Source organism: Rhizobacter sp. Root1238, assembly GCF_001425825.1.
Lineage (GTDB): Bacteria > Pseudomonadota > Gammaproteobacteria > Burkholderiales > Burkholderiaceae_C > Rhizobacter.
The window spans coordinates 1-20,309 of the sequence record NZ_LMDM01000021.1; the positions used below are offsets into that span (position 1 = coordinate 1).

Annotated in this window: 17 protein-coding genes, 1 tRNA gene and 1 pseudogene; 7 read left to right on the forward strand and 12 right to left on the reverse strand. The window is 68.0% G+C overall.

Annotated features, from left to right (window positions below):
- The 4 genes and pseudogenes from ASC98_RS32365 to ASC98_RS16285 form a co-directional block, all read right to left on the reverse strand.
- Positions 1-226, reverse strand: a pseudogene (locus ASC98_RS32365) (RHS repeat protein); the annotation flags it as partial.
- Entirely contained in the window at positions 141-2,360 is a 2,220-nt protein-coding gene (locus ASC98_RS16275; RefSeq protein ID WP_162252898.1) for an RHS repeat protein, read from the reverse strand. The pseudogene ASC98_RS32365 and the gene ASC98_RS16275, both read right to left, overlap by 86 nt.
- A gap of 205 nt (positions 2,361-2,565) precedes the next feature.
- Positions 2,566-4,197 carry a rhodanese-related sulfurtransferase gene (locus ASC98_RS16280; protein WP_056808265.1) on the reverse strand — a complete coding sequence of 544 codons (1,632 nt, stop codon included), beginning with the start codon at positions 4,195-4,197 and terminating at the stop codon, positions 2,566-2,568.
- 15 nt (positions 4,198-4,212) lie between these two features.
- Entirely contained in the window at positions 4,213-4,779 is a 567-nt protein-coding gene (locus ASC98_RS16285; protein WP_056808264.1) for a cysteine dioxygenase, read from the reverse strand.
- 176 nt (positions 4,780-4,955) lie between these two features.
- Between ASC98_RS16285 and ASC98_RS16290 the strand changes: the two genes are divergently transcribed.
- Complete coding sequence (locus tag ASC98_RS16290) at positions 4,956-6,047, forward strand: LLM class flavin-dependent oxidoreductase (RefSeq protein ID WP_056808262.1); 1,092 nt, start codon at positions 4,956-4,958, stop codon at positions 6,045-6,047.
- A gap of 10 nt (positions 6,048-6,057) precedes the next feature.
- Positions 6,058-7,011: an ABC transporter substrate-binding protein gene (locus ASC98_RS16295; protein ID WP_056808259.1), complete on the forward strand. Its 954-nt coding sequence runs from the start codon at positions 6,058-6,060 to the stop codon at positions 7,009-7,011.
- Positions 7,012-7,020: 9 nt separating this feature from the next.
- Here the strand turns inward: ASC98_RS16295 and ASC98_RS16300 are convergent, their stop codons facing one another.
- Both ASC98_RS16300 and ASC98_RS16305 read right to left on the reverse strand, forming a co-directional pair.
- Positions 7,021-7,818, reverse strand: a complete 798-nt coding sequence (locus tag ASC98_RS16300; protein WP_157597940.1) for a hypothetical protein — start codon at positions 7,816-7,818, stop codon at positions 7,021-7,023.
- Positions 7,818-10,079, reverse strand: a complete 2,262-nt coding sequence (locus tag ASC98_RS16305; protein WP_056808253.1) for an arginine/lysine/ornithine decarboxylase — start codon at positions 10,077-10,079, stop codon at positions 7,818-7,820. Before ASC98_RS16305 ends, ASC98_RS16300 begins: the two co-directional genes overlap by 1 nt.
- A gap of 142 nt (positions 10,080-10,221) precedes the next feature.
- On the opposite strand from ASC98_RS16305, the gene ASC98_RS16310 reads away from it, so the two are divergent.
- The 3 genes from ASC98_RS16310 (at position 10,222) to ASC98_RS16320 (ending at position 11,769) form a co-directional block, all read left to right on the forward strand.
- Entirely contained in the window at positions 10,222-10,662 is a 441-nt protein-coding gene (locus ASC98_RS16310; RefSeq protein WP_369820451.1) for an NfeD family protein, read from the forward strand.
- Positions 10,663-10,699: 37 nt separating this feature from the next.
- Positions 10,700-11,617, forward strand: coding sequence for an SPFH domain-containing protein (locus ASC98_RS16315; protein WP_056808250.1), 918 nt, complete (start codon positions 10,700-10,702; stop codon positions 11,615-11,617).
- A 61-nt stretch (positions 11,618-11,678) separates the two neighbouring features.
- Positions 11,679-11,769: transfer RNA gene (locus ASC98_RS16320), tRNA-Ser, on the forward strand.
- Between the two features lie 911 nt (positions 11,770-12,680).
- On the opposite strand, the gene ASC98_RS16325 is transcribed toward ASC98_RS16320, so the two are convergent.
- From ASC98_RS16325 to ASC98_RS16345, 5 genes are all read right to left on the reverse strand, one after another.
- Positions 12,681-13,118 (reverse strand): hypothetical protein, encoded by a 438-nt coding sequence (locus ASC98_RS16325; protein ID WP_157597939.1) that lies wholly within the window; start codon positions 13,116-13,118, stop codon positions 12,681-12,683.
- Between the two features lie 922 nt (positions 13,119-14,040).
- Positions 14,041-14,304: a hypothetical protein gene (locus ASC98_RS30515; RefSeq protein WP_157604824.1), complete on the reverse strand. Its 264-nt coding sequence runs from the start codon at positions 14,302-14,304 to the stop codon at positions 14,041-14,043.
- Between the two features lie 10 nt (positions 14,305-14,314).
- Positions 14,315-14,653: a hypothetical protein gene (locus tag ASC98_RS30520; protein ID WP_157597938.1), complete on the reverse strand. Its 339-nt coding sequence runs from the start codon at positions 14,651-14,653 to the stop codon at positions 14,315-14,317.
- A gap of 214 nt (positions 14,654-14,867) precedes the next feature.
- Complete coding sequence (locus ASC98_RS16340; RefSeq protein WP_056808243.1) at positions 14,868-16,259, reverse strand: ATP-binding protein; 1,392 nt, start codon at positions 16,257-16,259, stop codon at positions 14,868-14,870.
- Positions 16,256-16,936 carry a response regulator transcription factor gene (locus ASC98_RS16345; RefSeq protein ID WP_056808274.1) on the reverse strand — a complete coding sequence of 227 codons (681 nt, stop codon included), beginning with the start codon at positions 16,934-16,936 and terminating at the stop codon, positions 16,256-16,258. The genes ASC98_RS16340 and ASC98_RS16345 overlap by 4 nt, the downstream gene beginning before the upstream one ends.
- A 253-nt stretch (positions 16,937-17,189) precedes the next feature.
- Between ASC98_RS16345 and ASC98_RS16350 the strand changes: the two genes are divergently transcribed.
- Positions 17,190-17,981: a MipA/OmpV family protein gene (locus ASC98_RS16350; protein ID WP_162249276.1), complete on the forward strand. Its 792-nt coding sequence runs from the start codon at positions 17,190-17,192 to the stop codon at positions 17,979-17,981.
- Positions 17,982-18,019: 38 nt separating this feature from the next.
- Here the strand turns inward: ASC98_RS16350 and ASC98_RS16355 are convergent, their stop codons facing one another.
- Positions 18,020-18,325, reverse strand: coding sequence for a hypothetical protein (locus ASC98_RS16355; RefSeq protein WP_056808234.1), 306 nt, complete (start codon positions 18,323-18,325; stop codon positions 18,020-18,022).
- 320 nt (positions 18,326-18,645) lie between these two features.
- Between ASC98_RS16355 and ASC98_RS16360 the strand changes: the two genes are divergently transcribed.
- A complete protein-coding gene (locus ASC98_RS16360; protein WP_162249275.1) occupies positions 18,646-20,259 on the forward strand; it encodes a peptidase inhibitor family I36 protein in 1,614 nt (537 codons plus the stop codon).
- Positions 20,260-20,309: the final 50 nt, after the last annotated feature.

Below are 20,309 nucleotides of genomic sequence, written 5' to 3' on the forward strand. Positions count from 1 at the left end.
CCTGCCGGTGGGCACCGTCGTAGTCGAAGCCCACCCAGCTGCCGTTGTCGAACGTGACCTTCTTCAGCTGACCGGCTTCGTCGTAGGCATACGTGGTCGTCTCGCCACCGATCTTGTTCGTCAACAGCCGTTGCCGCAGGTCATAGGTGTTCACCGTCACGATCCCCTGCGGGCCGGTGCTCTGCAGCACCTGGCCGTAGCGGTTGTAGCGGTCGAAGGTCGTCACCTTGCCGAGCGAGGTCGTGATCGACTTCAGGTCGCCCCGCTGGTGGTCCTCGTTCGTCTCGGCGTGGTACGCCAAGGTGGTCGTGTCGGTGTCGCTGTCGGTCGAGCTCAGCACCCGGCCGTCCACGTCGTACGTCCAGGTCTGCACCGTGTCGAGTGTCGCTGTCGGTCGAGCTCAGCACCCGGCCGTCCACGTCGTACGTCCAGGTCTGCACCGTGTCGAGGGTGCCGGCCTGCCGCGTGGCGGCGAAGCCGAGGTGGCCGTCGGCATCCGTCGTCGCCTGCGTCACCCGCTTGCACAGCGCGGCCATCGGCTGGCCGTCCAGCAGTCTTGCCGTGGTCGGTGCGCAGCTCGCGACCGCGTCGGCGTTGAGCGGATCGGGCTGGCCGTTGTAGACGTAGCTCGTCATCTGGCCAGGCGCTGCCACCTTCGTCGGCAAGCTCCAGTCCGGGTGCCACTGCGTGCTGGTCTTGAGCGCCCCGGCCGGCAGCGCGGCGTTGCTTGCCGTGACCGCCGCACAGTCCTGGCCCGTGCCCAGCGAGGCGACGCTCACCGTCTGCAGGTTGCGCGTCAGGTCGCTCAGGTAGCAGCTGCGCGTACCGTTGAAGTCGTCCCGGCTCGCGATGTTGCCGTTCGCGTCGTAGCTCTGCGCCCGGCTGCTGGCCAGGCTGCCCGCACCGGCCGGCTGGCCCTGCGCACTGAAGTAGTTCTTGCCGTTCAGGCTGATCGCGCTCCAGGTCGTCGTGTGCCCGCTCGGCTCGGTCATCACCATGCCTTGCGGTGCGATCCAGTCGTAGGTCCGCGCCACGTAGAGGCCCTCGCGCTGCTCCGTCACGCGGATGCTCGGCGGCGTCGTGTAGCTCACCGTGTACTTGTCCACCCCGCCGGCATGCTCGGTGCTGATTGCTCTTCCTTCGGCGTCGTAGCCGAAGAAGGAGTACCGCACACCGCGCTCGTCACTGACGCCGGTCAACGCCCAGGGCAGATCCGTGCGCTCGTACAGCAGGGTCTTGGTCCTCCCGTCGGGCCAGGTGACGCTCGCGAGGTTGTTCTGGCTGTCGAAGCCCAGCGTCGTCACCTGTCCGTTCGCATCGGTGATCGCGCGAATCCGGGTACTGCTCTCAGGCCCGGCGATGTACGCGAAGTTCAGACTGTGCCCGCGGTTGTCGCTCGCCTGGGTCAGCAGGCCCGCACCGTCGTGGCTGAAGTTCACCTGCGTGCCGTCGGCCCAGGCCATGGCCGTCAACCGGCCCGCATCCGTGTACGCCTCCTGCACATTGCTCTTGCTGTCGATATAGACGTGGCCTCCGCCGGCGAGCGGGATGAATCGGTCCGCGTTGCTCGGCTCGGCCGTCAACGGAGCGGTTCCGATGCTGGTCATCGTCCTGAAGACACCATTGCCGCGGTTGAACACGGTGGGTGTAGGCAGCGTCGGTGCCATCCCTTCCCGGCTCTGCCCCGGGCTCACGCTGCGGTGCAGGTTGCTGAACCACAGCCGGCTGCCCAGCCAGCCATAGGATTGCTCGGTGCCAGGGACGTTCGGCGGCAAGCCGCTCCACACCCTGGGAATCTTGCCGCCGTTGTCATAGATGAACCGCAGCGTCGTGTTGCCTATCGGCAGGCCGGTGTCCACCATCTCGCGCTTGGCACCACGCAACGGGTAGATCGGGTTGCCCTTGCAAACCTCGCACTCCGGAGGCGGTGGATCCATCGCCAGCAAGACCGGCAATTCGATCTCGCAATCCCACGCAGACTGCGCCTCGTCGCGACCCAACCCCGCACGCATCGTGCTTCCATGGCCACAGAGGAATCGCGGGCCCGCCGTCCACATGAAAGTCGCGCCGTCCCCCAGGCCGGAGGAATGAATCTGTACCACGCAACCTCCCCCGGGTGTGGGCGGCGGAACGAGGATGCTCACCGTCGCATTGGGAAAAGGCAGCGGGCAGGACGCGGCGGCCGCAACACACGCCGCCGTCGAATCCTCACGCCAGATGTATGGCGCGCTGCAGTACGTGAACTCCTCGATCAGCGGCCACGGCGCAATGGCCACCTGGGCCTGAGTACACAGGCTTGCGACGCACAGCAGCGCTACACCAACGCACCGACTGGCGCGCAGCGTGATTGAAAACGGCACGGAAACTCCCTCCTCGATCGACCGGATGACACGATCGCGGGGCCACACGACACGCCCCACTTGCCGCATCGAGCCTTCGGGCTGGACTGCTTCTGCGACGCGGCAGGCGCATTAGACGTGAACGAAATTACCGACGCAAGTGGCCGGTGCGAGCGGCTAACAATCGTTGAAGATCTGCAGTTTCTTCACGGAACGCAAGCTTGCGTCATACCGGCGCGAAATGATGAGATCCGTCGCATTTCAGCTGCGCGACCAATCCGAATTCCCAATCAAGGTACGCCTGCATCGCGGCCTGCGCGTTGTCCGTACCCTCATACGGCCGGCGGTAGCGATCGGTGCGAGGCGACGCGAGCCGCTGTTCGCCCGCCTCCACCGGCAGCCCGGCATCGGCCCATGCGGCCGTGCCGCCTTGCAGCACATGCACTTCGGCCTGTGAACCCAGCAGCTCCTGCAGATCCTGCGCCGCGAACGGCGCGAGCAGGCTGGTGCCGCAGGTCACCACATGGCGCTTCGCCGCAGGGAGAACTTTCAGCGCCTCGCGCAGCTGCGACCGCAGCACGAACCACGCGCCGGGGATGTGGCGCTTCACATGGCTCGCACTGGTCGCCACGTCGATCACCTGCACATCGGCGCCGGGGCTCGCGAGCCAGTCGGCCAGCGTCGCTGGCGTGATGCCGTGCACCTGCGGCGGCGCCGGGCGCGGCGGCGCATCGGCGCCTGTCTCCAGGCCATCGGATGCCGCATCGGCATCAAGCAAGGCCACCTCCCAGCCCATCTGCGCCAGCCACGACGCGCTCATCTCGGCGCGCACGCCCGCGTCGCGCGACCCGGCCGGCGTGCCGTCGTGGTCCACCAGCACGATGCGCGCGCCGCGCACCGGTGCGTGCACGTCGGTCTCCTGCACCAGCTGCCCACCGGGCGCACTGCGGAAGCCTTGTCGATGACCAGCCGCGTACTCCTCCGGCGTGCGCACGTCGAAGCGATACGTCGTGCGGCCCGGCTCGGCCACCCAGTGCGCCAGCTGCGCGGCTCCGATGCGCCGCACGCCGGCGCGCTCGGCCACGGCCCTTGCATCGTTCCGCGCGGCATCGCGTGCCGCCGTGCTCGCCGGCTTGAACCGTCGCGCAGCACCCTGCTCCAGCGCCTGCCCGGCCAGCGTCCAGCCGATCGTGCCGTTGCGCAGTGCGCTCACCGGGTTCGGGATCCCCGCATTCACCAGCGATTGCGTGCCGATGATGCTGCGCGTGCGACCCGCGCAATTGACGATCACCCGCGTGGCCGGATCGGGCGCCAGATCGCGCACCCGCAGCACCAGCTCGGCACCCGGCACGCTTGTCGAGCCGGGGATGTTCATCGTCTGGTATTCGTCGAAGCGCCGCGCATCGAGCACCACCACGTCGGCCTTCGCGTCGAGCAGCGCCTGCACCTCCTCGGCCGCCAGTGATGGCGTGTGGCGTGCCGCTTCGACCCACTCGCCGAACGACTTGCTCGGCACGTTGACGTCGCGGAACAGTTCCAGCCCCGCCGCCTCCCAGCCCGCCAGGCCGCCGGCCAGCAGGTGCACCTGCGTGTAGCCGAGGCCGCGCAGGCGCTGCGCGGCACGCACGGCGTCGTCCGCGCCATCGCCGTAGACCGCGATGCGCGTGTCCCGCCGCGGGATGCGCCCCCACGCGTCGAGCTCGATGCGCCCAAGCGGAAAGTTCGCTGCCCACAGCGGGTGCGATTGCGCGAACGGGTCTTCCTCGCGCACGTCGAGCAGCGCGATCTCGTCGCGTGCCAGCAGCGCGGCATGCACGTCGGTCGGGTTCAGCGCGGGGATCACGGTGGTGTCGGTCATGGTGAAGATCTCGAATCAAGGCAGGGGCGAATAGCCCGAAACGAAGCTGCGTCGCTGGCCGTCCTCGGTGTAGACCGAGCGCTCGACCGCGCCGATGTCGGCGCCATAGACGTGGATGCTGATCGACGTGCGGTCGACGAAAGCGTTGGCCACGCGGTGGATGTCGCCGACGCTCGGCGACACCGCATCGACCGCGCCCTGCTCCAGCCGCACCGGCGCGCCGGCCGGCACCAGCCTGCCGGGCCCGGCGAAGCGATACCCCTGCGACACCTCCGCGCCGCGCAGCACGCCGATCAGCCCCCACACCGTGTGGTCGTGGATAGGGGTCGCCTGCCCCGGCCCCCAGACAAAGCTGACGACCGAGAACCGGCCCTGCGGATCGCGGTGCAGCAGGTACTGCCGGTAGCGGTCGGCACCGGGCTGCGCATGGGTTGCCGGCAACCAGTCGTCGTGCGCCACCAGGTCGGCCAGCAGCGCGCCGACATCGCGGCGAACGGCCGCCTCATCGCCGCGCTCGTCGAGCCGGTGCGAGACCTGGCCGATGAAATCCTGCAGCGCACGGTCGCCATGATCGGTCGGCATCGTCGAGTCTCCTTCGTGTCCGCAAAACGGTGACCGGGACCGCACAGGCTACACGGACGCGCGCCTTCTGCGAATCATGCAGATCGCATAACCAGCCCCGAAATCGTTCGTTGCGGCGATCGCGCCGTCGTCGCTACTGTCCACCTCCTCCGACATCTTCCGACAGCAGGCACGCAATGAGCATCGAATTCATCGGCATGATCCAGACGCAGAAAGTCTCGGAGACGCATGCCGCGCACGGCCCGGCGATCGACCGCGACTACGTGCGCCGCTTCGCGCAGGCGCACGAGCAGGCCGGCTTCGACCGCATCCTGGTGCCGCACCATTCCACCGGCCCGAGCGCGACGCTGACGATCGCCTATGCCGCGGCGCACACCGAGCGCATCCACTTCATGCTGGCGCACCGGCCCGGCTTCACCGCGCCGACGCTCGCGGCGCGCCAGATCGCGTCGCTCGACCAGTTCAGCGGCGGGCGCCTGGGCGTGCACTTCATCTCGGGCGGCTCCGACGACGAGCAACGGCGCGACGGCGACTGGCTCACGCACGACCAGCGCTACGAGCGCACCGACGAGTACCTGACGGTGCTGCGCCGCATCTGGACCGAGGACCAGCCCTTCGACCACGACGGCAGGCACTACCGCTTCCAGGCCGGCTTCTCCGAGGTGAAGCCGCTGCAGCAGCCGCACGTGCCGATCTACTTCGGCGGCGCCTCCGATGCGGCGATCCCGGTGGCCGCCCGGCATGCCGATGTCTATGCGCTGTGGGGCGAGTCGCTCGACCAGGTGGCCGAGCTGACCACGCGAGTGCGCGCCGAGGCTGCGAAGCACGGGCGCAGCGTGCGCTTCTCGGTGTCGTTCCGGCCCATCCTCGCGGCCACCGAAGCCCAGGCCTGGGCGCGCGCCGAACGCATCCTCGAAGAGACCCGCCGGCTGCGCGTGCAGGCGGGCTACAGCCGTGGCGGGCCGCAGCAGAGCGTCGGCGCGCAGCGGCTGCTGGCGGCCGCGGCCCAGGGCACACGCGTCGACAAGCGGCTGTGGACGGCCATCGCGCAGGAGACCGGCGGCCGCTCGAACAGCACCGCGCTGGTCGGCACGCCCGAGCAGGTGGCCGAGGCCTTCCTCGATTACCACGCACTCGGCGTGACGACCTTCCTGATCCGCGGCTTCGACCCGCTGGAAGACGCGATCGACTATGGCCGCGAGCTGATCCCGCGCACCCGCCAACTGGTGGCCGAACGGCTGGCCGCCGGCACCCGCCGCGCCGCCTGAAGGAGACACCATGACCCACCGCCACATCACACGCCGCCACCTGTTGATCGGCAGCGCCGCCGTGCTCGGCGTCGGCGCGGGCCCGGTGCACGCCGCCGAGCGCGTGCTGCTGAAGGCCGGCGACCAGAAAGGCGGCCTGCGCGCGCTGCTCGAATCCGCCAACGAACTGCAAGGCCTCGCCTATGACATCCAGTGGGCCGAGTTCCCCGCGGCCGCGCCGCTGGCCGAGGCCCTGAACGCCGAGGCCGTCGACCTGGGCCCGATCGGCGATGCGCCGCTGATCTTCGCGCTGTCGAACGGCGTGCGGGTGAAGGCGATCGGCGTGAACCGCTCCGATCCGTACGGCACCGCGGTGCTGGTGCGCCCCGATTCGCCGCTGAAGAGCGCGGCCGATCTGAAGGGCAAGCGCATCGCGACCAACCGCGGCTCGATCGGCCACCACGTCGCGCTGAAGGCGCTGGCCTCGGCCGGGCTGAAGCCCGATGCCGACACCTTCCGCTTCCTGCCGCCGGCCGATGCCAAGCTCGCGCTGACACAGGGCTCGGTCGACGCCTGGGCCACCTGGGAACCCTACACCGCGATGGCCGAGACCGCAGGCCACGCCCGCGTGCTGGTGAACGGCCGCGGGCTGTCATCGGGCCTGAGCTTCCTCGCGGCCACCGACAGCGCAATCGCCGCGAAGCGCGCCGCGCTGCAGGATTTCGCGCAGCGCGTCGTGCGCTCGCAGCGCTGGTCGTACCAGCACGTGCCGGAGTTCTCGGCCGCGCTGGCCCGCATCATCGGCATCCCGCCCGAGGCGGCGCGGCTGCAGTTCGAGCGCCGCCAGCAACGCTGGGTTGCGGTCGATGCGCAGGTGCTGGCCGACCAGCAGGCCACCGCCGACTTCTACCTCGAGGCCGGGCTGCTGAAGCAGCGGCTCGAGGTGCGCCAGACCTTCGACGGCGGCTTCGCGCCCGCCGGCTGAAAGGGTCGCTCAGCGCAGCCCGGCCACCAACGCCTCGACCGCCTTCGGCACCTGCTCGTCGATCAGCGCCTTCAGCGCATCGATCTTGCCCTTCGGCGTGAGGGCGTCCCAGGCGTCCGGCGACTGCGCGACGCCGGTCGACGCGCGCGAGAAATTCGCCTTGATGCGGGTCTCCTTCACGACCTCCAGCGACGCGAGATCGATCAACGACACCCGTGCGAAGAAGTACGGCGCAAAGAACCCGCGGCCGGTCTCGCCGGTGTCGGGGTTGATCATGCCGACGGCACGGTCGATGTAGAAGCCCAGGCCCTCCAGTTGGCCGCTGCCCAGGCTGTCGTGATCGCCGGCCTGCAGCCGCGCCGTCGCGAGTTGCTTCGTGACGAGCAGCAGGTGCGTGGCACCGTCCTTGCGCATCGCCGCGACCACCGCCGGCGAGAACTTCAGCCGACCGCCGTCGAGGAACCGATCCTGCTGCTCGAACATCGCCGGCGACGAGAGGTCGTAGAGCGACACGCGCGCACCGGCATCGAGGCGCTTCAACGCCGCTTCGGCCTGCGTCATCGCGTCGGCATCGAACACCCCGCCGCTCACCGGCAATGCCTGCGTGCGGTTGCGCTCGATCGTGGTGCCGGTGCCCGCCTCGTGCGTCACCACTGAGAGCTTGTCGCCGATCAGCGAAACCACCGCATAGCCGGCCGGCGGCACCGCTTCGGCAGCCATCGCCACAGCGCAGGCCGCCAGCAGCAGGCCCCCGAAAAACCCACGGGCCATCCGGCCCCCCATCACCACGCCCATCACTGCTCCCATCAGGTTTCCTTCACGCAATCCACGTGGTATGTGCGCGAGCCTTCGCCGCTGTCGTGTTCCACCAGCCCGTGCACGTCGGTGTCGAAGCCGGGAAACTTGCCGTTGAACTCGCGCGTGAACTTCAGGTAGTCGACGATCTTCTTGTTGAAGCGCTCGCCGGGGATCAGCAGCGGGATGCCCGGCGGGTACGGCGTCAGCAGCGAGGTGGTGACGCGGCCTTCGAGGTCGTCGATCGCCACCCGCTCGGTGTCGCGGTGCGCAATGCGCGCGAACGCATCGGTCGGCTTCATCGCCGGCTGCAGGTCCGACAGGTACATCTCGGTGGTCAGCCGCGCGATGTCGCCCTTCGCGTACATCTCGTGGATCGACTGGCTCAGGTCGGCCAGCCCCATGCGCTCGTAGCGCGGGTGCGCGGCGACGAACTCCGGCAGCACGCGCCACAGCGGCGCATTGCGGTCGTAGTCGTCCTTGAACTGCTGCAGCGCGGTCAGCAGCGTGTTCCAACGGCCCTTCGTGATGCCGATCGTGAACATGATGAAGAACGAGTACAGCCCGGTCTTCTCGACCACCACGCCGTGCTCGGCGAGGAACTTGGTGACGATGGACGCGGGGATGCCGGTCTTCGCGAACTTGCCCGAGACATCGAGCCCCGGCGTGATCAGCGTGCACTTGATGGGGTCGAGCAGGTTGAAGCCGCCCGCCAGGTCGCCGAAGCCGTGCCACTTCTCGCCGGCCTTCAGCACCCAGTCGGTGCTCTTGCCGATGCCTTCGCCGACCAGCTTGTCCGGGCCCCAGACCTTGAACCACCAGTCCTTGCCGTATTCCTTGTCGACCTTGCGCATCGCGCGGCGGAAGTCCATCGACTCGGCGATGCTCTCCTCGACCAGCGCGCGCCCGCCCGGCGCTTCCATCATCGCGGCGGCCACGTCGCAGCTCGCGATGATCGCGTACTGCGGGCTGGTCGACGTGTGCATCAGGTAGGCCTCGTTGAAGAGGTGCGTGTCGAGCTTGCGGTGCTGCGCGTCTTGCACCAGCACCTGCGAGGCCTGGCTGATGCCGGCCAGCAGCTTGTGGGTGGACTGCGTCGCGTAGACGATCTGGTCCTTCGGGCGCGGCCGGTTGCGGCCCATCGCATGGAACTCGCCGTAGAACTCGTGGAAGGCGGCGTGCGGCAGCCAGGCTTCGTCGAAGTGCAGCGTGTCGATGTAGCCGTCGAGCGATTTCTTGATGCTCTCGGTGTTGTAGAGCACGCCGTCGTAGGTGCTCTGCGTCAGCGTCAGGATGCGCGGCTTGACCTTCTTCGCATCGACGCCGGCCAGCAGCGGGTTCTTCGCGATCTTGCGGCGGATGGCCTCGGGCGAGAACTCGGCCTCGGGGATCGGGCCGATGATGCCGTAGTGGTTGCGCGTGGGCGGCAGGAACACCGGCACCGCGCCGGTCATGATGATCGAGTGCAGGATCGACTTGTGGCAGTTGCGGTCGACCACCACCACGTCGCCCGGCGCCACGTTGTGGTGCCACACCATCTTGTTGCTGGTGCTGGTGCCGTTGGTCACGAAGAAGCAGTGGTCGGCATTGAAGATGCGCGCCGCGTTGCGCTCGCTCTCGGCGATGGGGCCGGTGTGGTCGAGCAGCTGGCCGAGTTCGTCGACGCTGTTGCAGACGTCGGCGCGCAGCATGTTCTCGCCGAAGAACTGGTGAAACATCCGCCCGACCGGGCTCTTCAGGAACGCGACGCCGCCCGAGTGGCCGGGGCAGTGCCAGGAGTACGAGCCGTCCTGCGCGTAGTCGACCAGCGCGCGGAAGAACGGCGGCGCGAGGCCGTCCATGTACGACTTGGCTTCGCGGATGATGTGGCGGGCCACGAACTCCGGCGTGTCCTCGAACATGTGAATGAAGCCGTGCAGCTCGCGCAGCACGTCGTTGGGCAGGTGCTGCGAGGTGCGCGTCTCGCCATACAGGTAGATCGGGATCTCGGCGTTCTTGAAGCGGATCTCTTGAATGAACTTCCGCAGGTTCAGCACCACCGGGTCGAGCTCGGGGCCCTGGGTGAACTCGTTGTCGTCGATCGACAGGATGAAGGCGCTGGCGCGGCTTTGCTGCTGCGCGAACTGCGACAGGTCGCCATAGCTGGTGGCGCCCAGCACCTCGAAGCCCTCTTTTTCGATGGCCGCGGCCAGCGCCCGGATTCCCAGGCCCGAGGTGTTCTCGGAACGGAAGTCTTCGTCGATGATGACGATCGGAAAGTTGAATCGAAGCATGGTCACCTCAAGGAAACGCCGGGGGGCAACGGAATGGAAGGCGCGAAGTGTAGGGCCGTTCGATGACGGGCGTGGGGCCCCCTTACACTGCCCTTCGGTGCGTGCGGGGTGGACGCAACAGACCTTCAAACGAGGAGAGGCCATGGACATGAGCCCGTCGACGTTCTGGTGGGTGGCAGCGGGGCTGGCGGTGGCCGCCGAGCTGGCCACCGGCACCTTCTACCTGCTGATGTTCGCGCTCGGCCTGGCCGCCGCGGCGCTGGCGGCCCTGCTCGGCTTCAAGCTGCCCGGCCAGCTGGTGATGGCGGCCGTGGTGGGCGGCGGCGCGGTCGCGCTGTGGCACTGGCGGCGCCTGCAGCGGCCGGCGTCCGGCCCGGTGCGCGAGAACCGCGACGTCAACATCGATATCGGTGAGCGGGTGAGCGTTGCGGCCTGGGCCGACGACCGCACCGCCCGCGTGCCCTACCGCGGCTCCACCTGGACTGCGCGGCTCGCCCCCGATGCCCCCGCGTTGCCCGGCGAGCACGTGGTGCAGGCGGTGGAAGGCAACTGGCTGGTGCTGGTGCCCGCCGCGGGCCGCTGATTCCCTCTCCCCTCCCCTACTCCCTGGAAAGCCCCTCATGGAAATCGCGTTGATTCTGGTGGTGATCGTCGGCATCTTCATCGTGCGCACGCTGAAGATCGTGCCGCAGCAGCATGCCTGGGTGGTCGAGCGGCTGGGCAAGTACGACCGCACGCTGGTGCCGGGGCTGAGCTTCGTGGTGCCCTTCATCGAGCGGGTGGCCTACAAGCATTCGCTGAAGGAAGTGCCGCTCGACGTGCCGAGCCAGGTCTGCATCACGAAGGACAACACGCAGCTGCAGGTCGACGGGATCATCTACTTCCAGATCACCGACCCGATGCGCGCGAGCTACGGCTCGAGCAACTACGTGTTCGCGATCACGCAGCTGGCGCAGACGCTGCTGCGCTCGGTGATCGGCAAGATGGAGCTGGACAAGACCTTCGAGGAACGCGACACGATCAACGGCGCGGTGGTGAGCGCGCTCGACGAGGCGGCCGGCAACTGGGGCGTGAAGGTGCTGCGCTACGAGATCAAGGACCTGACGCCGCCGGCCGAGATCCTGCGCTCGATGCAGGCGCAGATCACCGCCGAGCGCGAGAAGCGCGCGCTGATCGCCGCGTCCGAAGGCCGCAAGCAGGAGCAGATCAACATCGCGACCGGCGAGCGCGAAGCGTCGATCGCCCGTTCCGAAGGTGCGCGGCAGGCCGAAATCAACAAGGCGCAGGGCGAGGCCGCGGCGATCACCGCGGTGGCCGACGCGACGGCCGGTGCCATCCGCAAGATCGCCGAGGCGATCCGCGAGCCTGGCGGTGAGCAGGCGGTGCAGCTGAAGGTGGCCGAGAAGGCGGTCGACGCGTATGCCCACCTGGCGCAGAAGAACAACACGATGATCGTGCCGGGGAACATGACCGAGGTGGCGGGCCTGATCGGCACCGCGATGGCGCTGATGAAGGCCAAGGCACCGGGCCAGCCCTGAGCGAAATTCCCGCGGGGCCGGGTCGAAGGCCCCCCGGACCTGGGCTAAACTCGCCGGCTCCGGAGAGATGGATGAGCGGTTTAAGTCGCACGCCTGGAAAGCGTGTGGGGGTTAATAGCCCCCCGCGGGTTCGAATCCCGCTCTCTCCGCCACTGGTTTTCCAGGGCCGCTCGCGCCCTTCCCGCCCCACCCCGACCGTTCGCCCTGAGCAGGGACCGAGCTTGTCGAGGGGCCGTGTCGAAGGGTTGCAGCCGAAGCGCGTGTGCCAGCGCCGACGGCGCCTTCATCCCGCTATCCGCCTTCCACGCGGCGCTCCGTCGACGCATGTCGTGGATTGCGTTGATCTTGATGTAGTCGATTCAAGCAGACAGCCGTATTGGGCCGACGGGCTCGAAAGCTGTCTTCAGGACTGAAGAACCTCATCCCGCTGGAGGGTTCAGCCGAAAACTTGAGTCCCAAGTGTCTCGGACGTGACTTGAAAACCCGTCGGGCCGGTGACCTCTTGGACCTTCCGCTGCGCGCCGGACCTGCTCAGCCGGTCTCCAGCTGCGCGGTCGCTGCGGCCCAGGATCCGTTGATCGAGCGTGACAGCCATGGGACCATCCGGTTCACAAGCTGACGTCGGCAGCTGCCCGCGACCGACCGTGGAGATCGCCCGCCGCGCGCGGCAGCGGCCGCCTCGCAGCAACTGGGGCGCCCGCCGCATCAGCAAGAAGCTCGAGGAGTTGGTGGGCGTGAAGCGCCTCAGGTCGGAACCCTCGCGAGTGCCAATGACAGCGATGACTTCTCGGACGGTGGCAACGTGCTCGCTGCGGCGGGATTCCGCTGATTGGCCGCGTGACCAGCATTCAAATCAAAAAATGCCGGCAACCACTCGCGCCCCACACTATCCGATTCGCACCACGCGACACCCCTCGACCTACCCCCATCCCGGAGTCGCTCAGACCTCCCTCCGATGGCATGGCCAACGAGGCGACGATCCTCACTGAGGCGCTGCAGAGCAGCATGGCGAACGAGAGGAAGGCTTGGGAGTCCAGGTGGCGAAGGTAGCCACGCCATCCGCCTACTTGTGAAAAAGGGCGTATCCACCGCCGCCATCCACCGTCACCATCAACCAACCCTCTTGCATGACTTGTGCAAACGTCATCTGTTTCGTGTCGGTCGGCGCCGAGCCCTGAACGCAATTTGCCGGCGGCGCACCCGGCAGCGCGCGAACCCAGGCAGCGACGGTCGACGCTGTGACACAAATCAATTGGTCGGTCGGCTTGGCAATCGCCACTTCGAGCTTGGTGAGTCGGCCGTCCTGCGCATCGACCTGCGTTTCCAGCTTGGTCAGCCGGCCGTCTTGACCGTCGGCCTGCCCCTGCAATGCGCTGAAGTTCCCATTGACCTCCGCCGACTTGATGGCCGTTCCGGCACTGAAGGTGTATGGAATCGCCGCGGTCGCCGCAGCGGCCGCAAAAGCCAACGCGCCGAGCGCAATCATGGCATTCTTCTTCATCAAGTTTCCTCCTCAGTTCCAGGTTGCAGAGTCCCAAGCCGCGGTGCCGTCCCAACGGCTTGTTGCGTCTGGAGGTGTAGTTGAGTTGCTCGATGAACCGCCGCCACATGCCGGCACCGCCAGCACGAGCAACGTCATGAGCGCCGCAGCGATGCGTCGCATTCGGATCCCTCCACGTGAGTGACTGCGATTCGAGCAGCCTTTGGTGGGTCGATCATAACGGGTCGCGCTCCGGATTCGCTATTGCGCATCCGAGTAAGAGGTCGCATGGCGTACTGCTCGGAATCGGAGATCTTCCTAGCATTCGCAAGCATGAGGCAGAAGCGCGCGCACCTCCGTTCGCCGTCAACGCTGCGAATGTCAGCCGGTCTGGCGCCCTCTACATCGTCAAGGACGTGCTGCGCGGTCGACGACATCGCGCTGTCGATCGGTGCGAGCGCGACGCTCGACGTCACGCAGGCTGAGGAGGCGTCGACGCTGATCGCGTCGGCGTCGGCGATGCTTCAAATCCGTCTGCCTTCACGCCCTTGTCAGTAAGGAAATCAACGGGCTTTAGTACCAAGTCTAAGTTGTTGATAAAGGTTCTTTGCCTCCAGAAAAACAGGCAATTCGGTCCCGGCATATTTCCGGCCGCGCCACGTGCGCCAATGCTGGCGGTCACGTCCTTGCGAATCATCGCGGGTGGAAAGTTCTGGTACGACCGCTCGGTGCCGGCAAGCGACCCGCCAAGGAACTGCAGCGCAAGCGCGTCGCTCTCTCCGCCAGTTGTCAGTCGCAGGACCTCTCTGGTCCTCGATTCGCTCGGCACAAGCGCTCAGCGACAGCCCTGTCACTGGACTCAAGGAGTAGCTCCGGCCTGTCATGATCGTGAGGCGGCTACCGAACACCCCACGAGCAGCTCGTCGCGCGCAAGCCTTGCCTTTCAGCGAATCTGCAGGTTCTCCAGCGCCAGCGGCACCGCGTTCCAGGCGGCCCCGCAGCCGGTCGGCGACGCGTACTGAAAATCGAACACCAACTCGTGTGCCGCGTTCAAGCCCATCAGGCGGGCGCCCCATTCCGACCGTTCGCCCTGAGCAGGGACCGAGCTTGTCGAGGGGCCGTGTCGAAGGGTTGCAGCCGAAGCGCGCGTGCCAGCGCCGATGGCGCCTTCATCCTGCGCGCCAGCGGCCAGCACTACTTCGATCAAGGTGCGCGCTCTAGGGCATCCGCTTCGGAGGCCCCAAGGTGCCACAAAGCACGTATGCGAGCGCCCAGCTGGGAAGGGTCACGAGGCCCCAGACGACTCCGACGATGAGGACCTTCTTGTCCAGGTTGGGGATGAAGATCGCTGCGGCCGCCGCGCCAAAGGCGCCGAGGGCACCGAACCACCAGATCACTTGACCAAGTCGAAACAACATTTCCTTCATGTGATCCCCACTCGATGCCGCTGTAGCCCGCGGCAGGCACTGCGAAAGCCAGCCGATCAGAGGTTTCCGCCGCGCCGCCGCAGCACCAACTGGTCGTCCACGCTGGGGCCACTCGATGAAGACTTCCATGCATCCTCCCCGGCCTCGGCAGGCTCGCTGCGGTTCGACCGACTGGGCGTGAACCAGCCCGCGGCCACGGGCGAGATCATCACTCGCGCTGCCGCGCGCGTCAAAGCCGACCTCGGGCGAGCGCCTCGGTGTTCACCCGCAGCCGGGGCCTCACCTATGAACAGGGGTAGCACGACCAGTCTGTATCGAGGAATAAAAGTCCTGGCGCCAGTTGTCAGTCGCGGGGCCAGCGCACGGTCACCCGCAGCCCGCGGCCTTCGGGGCCTTCAAGGCCATCCGCCAGCTCAACCGTCGCCCCATGCCGATCGGCCACCGACTTCACGATGGCCAGCCCCAGCCCACTGCCCGGCTGCGCCTGGTCGGGCACGCGGAAGAAGCGGTCGAACACGCGCTCGCGCCAATCCGCCGCGATGCCCGGACCGGCATCCTCGACCACCAGCGTCGCATCGCCCCCCACCCGCACCGACACCGTCGCCCCGGCCGGCGAGTACTTGATCGCGTTCTCGACCAGGTTGTCGACCAGCGACGTCAGCCCTTCACGCTCGGCCTCGATCTCGCAGCGCTCGGCGGACACCAGCTCCAGTTCGACACCACGCTGCGTCGCCAGCCCCGACAGCGCCGCCAGCCGGTCCTGCACCAGCCCATCGAGCGACAGCCGCACGGCCTGCGCGCGCCCGCTGTCGCTGCGCATCAGCCCCAGCAACTGCGCCACCAGCCGGCTCGCCCGCTCACCGCTGCGCACCAGCCCGTCGAGCAGCTCGGCATCGCGCGCGTCGCCGCGGTGGGCCTGCAGCGCCTCGACGTTGATGCGCATCGCGGCCAGCGGCGTGCGCAGCTCGTGCGCCGCGTCGGCGATGAAGCTGCGCTCGCGCGCCAGGCTCGCCGCCACGCGCGCGAGCAGCGTGTTCACCGCATCGGCCACCGGCCGCAGCTCGCGGTAGGCGCTGCCGAAGCGCAGCGGCGCCAGGTCGCCGGGGCTGCGCGTCTCGATCTCCTGCGAGAAGCGGCGCCAGGGCCGCAACGCCAGCCGCACCGACCACCAGGCCGGCAGCACCAGGAAAGGCAGGCTGATCAGCAGCGGCAGGATCAGGATGCCGCGTTCGCCCAGCGCGAACAGGATCGACACCGCGTGGCCCGAACGGATCAGCGTGACGCGTGCCGCGGACCGTGCCGACTGCTGCGTGTAGGTGCGCCACGGCAGGCCGTCGATGTCCAGCTTCTCGAGCCGGCGCTGCTGCGTCGTCGGCACCACGCCGGGCGAGCCGGGCGAGGCATAGAGCAGCCGGTCGCCGAGCCAGACGTTCATCGACATGCGCAGCGCCAGGTCGTCTTCTTCATGGTTCTCGCGGCGCTGGAACACGTCGAGCTTGCGCAGCACCTCCTGCAGCTGCTCGGGCCGGTCGGCCAGGCTGTCGACCAGCGCGAGGATCATGTCGGCCCGCGGGCCCATGTGGCCAGGCTCGAAGATCTCGTCGTAGCGCGCGGTGTCCCAGACGAAATAGGCCATCGCCGCCGACCACAGCAGCAGCACCGTCAGCATCTGCGCCGCCACCAGGCGGCTGACCAGCGAGCTGCGCAGCCGCTGCCACAACGCCGCGGGCGTCATGCCCCGCCCTTCGCCGGAGCGGCCCGGTCGATCACGTAGCCCACGCCGCGCACCGTGCGGATGTAGCCCGGCCCGATCTTGCGGCGCAGGTTGGACATGTGCACGTCGAGCACGTTGCTCTCGTTGTCGAGCCCGCCGGGCAGCACCTGCTCTTCGAGCACGCGGCGCGTCAGCACGCGGTCGGCGCGCTTCATCAGCAGGCACAGCAGCTCGAACTCGCTGCGCGACAGCTCGACCGCCCGCTCGTCGACCGTCACGCGCATCGTCGCCTCGTGCAGCGCGAGCTGGCGGATTTCGATCGTGTCGTTGACCAGGCCGAAGCTGCGCCGCGCCAGCGCGCGCACGCGCGACAGCAGCTCGGCCAGCGCGAACGGCTTCACCATGTAGTCGTCGGCACCGCTGTCGAGCCCGGCCAGGCGGTCTTCGAGCGCATCGCGCGCCGTCAGGATCAACACCGGCATCGGCAGGCGCTCGCGGCGCAGGCGCGCCAGCAGCGCCAGGCCGTCGCCGTCGGGCAGGCCCAGGTCGAGCAGCACCAGGTCGCAGGCCTGGGTGTCGATCGCGTGCAGCGCGTCGCCCAGCCGGCGCACCCAGGTGACCTGCAGGCCCTGGTCTTCGAGCGCGATGCGCACGCCGTTGCCCAGTTCGAGGTCGTCTTCGATCAGCAGGATCTTCATGGCATGGCTCATGGACACCGATTGGAGACGCCGAACCTGAAGGTTCGGTGAAGCCGCGCCGGGGTCGCGGCGGGCGCCTTCATCGAACCTTCATCAACGGTTCAGGTTCGCTTCAGGCGGGGTTCCGACACTGCCGTCCATCCCAACGTTTTTCACCTGACCCCCAAGCAACCGAGCGAGACTCCCGATGTTCACCGATTCCAACGCCTTCCGAAAGACCTGCATGATGCTGCGCCAACGCCTCTTCCATCCGATGACCCCGACCCTCCTGACCGGCGCGCTGGCGCTGCTGAGCGCGACGCTCGCGCTGGCAGAGGAACCCGCCGCGCCGGCCGACGACGGCTGGCAGTTCACCGCCGGCCTCGGCGTCGGCAGCATTCCCAAGTACCCCGGCAGCGCCGAGCACAAGGTGCGCGCCTTCCCGGTGCTGGCCGCCAACCACGGTCGCTACTTCATCGGCGGCGTGCCCGGCGCCGGCGTGCCGGCCGGCATCGGCGCGTTCATCATCACCGACCCGCACTGGCGCGTCGGCCTGGGCATCGGCGGCGACCTCGAGAAGCCGCGCAAGGAATCCGATGCCGACCGCCTGCGTGGCCTGGGCGACATCGACGGCACCGCGCTCGGCGCGGTGTTCGCGAGCTACTCCGACGGCTGGTTCACCGCCCGCGGCAACGTGGTCGGCGACATCGGCGGCAAGCACCAGGGCGGGCGGCTGTCGTTCGACGTCGAGGGCAAGTACGCCCCGGCGCCGGGCCTGATGCTGTCGGCCGGCCCGGGGGTGACCTGGGCCAGCCGCAGCGCGATGCAGACCTACTTCGGCATCGACGAGCAGCAGGCGGCGCGGTCGGGCCGCGCGGTGTACACGCCGCGCTCGGGCATCGAATCGGTGGGCTTCACCGTCGGGGCCGACTACCAGATCGACAAGAAGTGGGGCATCGGCACCCGCGTGTCAACGCGCCGCCTGCAGCGCGACGCGGCCGACAGCCCGATCACCGAGAAGAAGTCGCAGAACAGCGCCGTGGTGTTCACGGCTTACCGGTTCTGAGGCGTTGGTCAGGCTCTGCGAGTGCTGGGCCGCTTGGCTCAGCCCTGTCGGCGCCCGGCCCCATCGCCTTGCTTGCCGCTTGAGCGACCGGTGTCTGGTGAGGCTTGCTGCCCCTGCTCATGCCGATGCACCGCGCGATGCATCGACTCCCCGATGCGCGCCCAGTCCGACGCAAGCGCAGCCGCGATCTCCCGACCCGATGCAGGTGGCTCCACCCTCTGAACGCCGGGCAGTGACGGCGCTTCGTTGTGCACGAACAAGATCACGGGCGACGCCAATCCACGCATGAACCCCCGAGCGAACGCCTCCTTGGGATCCAACGCGAAGTCGATGATGAAGCCCATGGCCTGGATGCTCCGATGTTGGGTTGCACAGAAATTCTCTCATGCAGCTATGTGACTTCGCAGCGTGCTCGGTTCCACATGCTGGCGGGCAAATCATTGCAAGTGGTGGCACTTCGAGATGCTGGGGGGATGGGTGTCGATGGTTTCGCAGCGCATGAGGGTCACGCCAGCCAAGGTCAAGATCATCATCCGATCGACCCATTTACATCCACCCGCCCCCGGTTTCAGCTTTAGTACCATTTAAGTACCACTGAAGGTCCTTCGCGGTTCCAGACTTCATGTCGGGAGATGTCTTGCCCGCCAACAACGAAGGAAACTCCATGAAGATCAACAGGACGGCGTGGGTAGCCGCCGCGTTGCTGGCGGGCTTGCCGCTCGCGTCGCAGGCGGCATCGGTGTGCTTCTACGAACACGCCAACTACGTCGGCGAGAGCTGGTGCGCCGAGGCCGGCAGCGCGACCACGCCGGCCGGCTGGAACGACCGGGTGTCGTCGGTTCGCGTGCCCGCGGGATGGTCGGTGACGCTCTACGAGCACATCGCGCAAGGCGGCGCCACGCTCGCGCTGACGGCAGACGAGCCGAACCTGGTCAACCGCGCCTTCAACGACAGGCTGTCGTCGTACCGCGTGGTGGCGCCAACCGTGCCCACCGCAGCGGCACCGGTGTGCCTGTACGAGCATGTCGGCTTCGCCGGTGCATCGCTGTGCCTGGCCGAGGGCAGTGCCTCCCTGCCGGCGGCCTGGACCGACTTCGCCTCCTCGGCGCGCATGCTCGCCGGCTACCGGGTCGAGCTGTTCGAGCATGCCGGCTTGCAGGGCCGGCGTCTGGTGCTGGCCGCCGACGAGCCCAACCTGGTGCCGAGCGATTTCAACGATGTCGCCAGCTCCTACCTCGTGGCCAAGGGCGCGTCGGGCTGCGAGCCGAACTGCACGATCCAGGCCGACGTCATCGCGATCGGCGTGACGAATGCCGCCGGCCAGGCACCGGCCAAGGGCGATGCGTTGAAGGTGTCGATCACCGTGCGCAACCTGAGCGGCAATGCCGGCACCGTGAAGCTCACGCCGACGCTCGCCAGCACGCGCTTCAGCGATTTCAGCACCGTGCCGCTGGGCACGATCGAGGTCCCACTGGCCGCCGGCGAGACACGCACCGCATCGTTCGGCGCCGGCCCGTTCATCGACGACACCGCGCGCGCCAAGCACTATGCCGTCGGGCGCGGCGCCTACCGCATCGACGGGGTGCGCCTGCAGAGCGGAGGCAGCACCACGGTGGACACCGCCTACAGCGGCGCGGCCTTCAGCGTGGCGCCGAGCAGCCACGTGCTGGTGAGCACCGTCTACGACCAGAGCTACTTCACGCGGCTGAACTACACGCGCTCGCCGGAAATCTTCCTCGGTGAGGTCTTCACGCGGCCTGGCGAGGTCTTCACGCCGACGACCGCCGGTGGCAACGCCGGCACCTACCAGTCCTTCCCGGGCGGCTTCGATCAGATGATGGGCGTGACGCAGCACTTCCGTGCCATCCCGGGCCTGACGCTGGACACCAGCAAGGGCCTGTGCGAGCAGGCCGCGGCCTACGGCGGCAAGGTGCTGGGTCTCGCGCGCGACTGGACCACCGGCGGCTCGGTGCGCACGAGCGTCGACAACCACGGCTTCGACTACCTGATCGCGATGTCGCCGCAGATGGTGGGCGGCGTGGCCTGCGGATGGCTCGGCGTGCAGGTGAGCGGGCAGTTCTTGTTCGACATGTCGATGAACCGCACGCAGATCCTCGCGGTGCACGAGTCGGGCCACCTGTTCGGCGCGCCGCACTGCGATCCCTTGCAGGGCTACGTGATGTGCGCCGGCGAGCTGCACGACCATTACCGGCAGAACGGGATGTACGTGTGGCACCGCGTGTCGCGCGACGCGATGAAGGGCACTTTGTTCGACTGAACGCTCAAGTGGCGCGCGCTTCGGTCGACAACCCGAAGAGCCCTTCACCC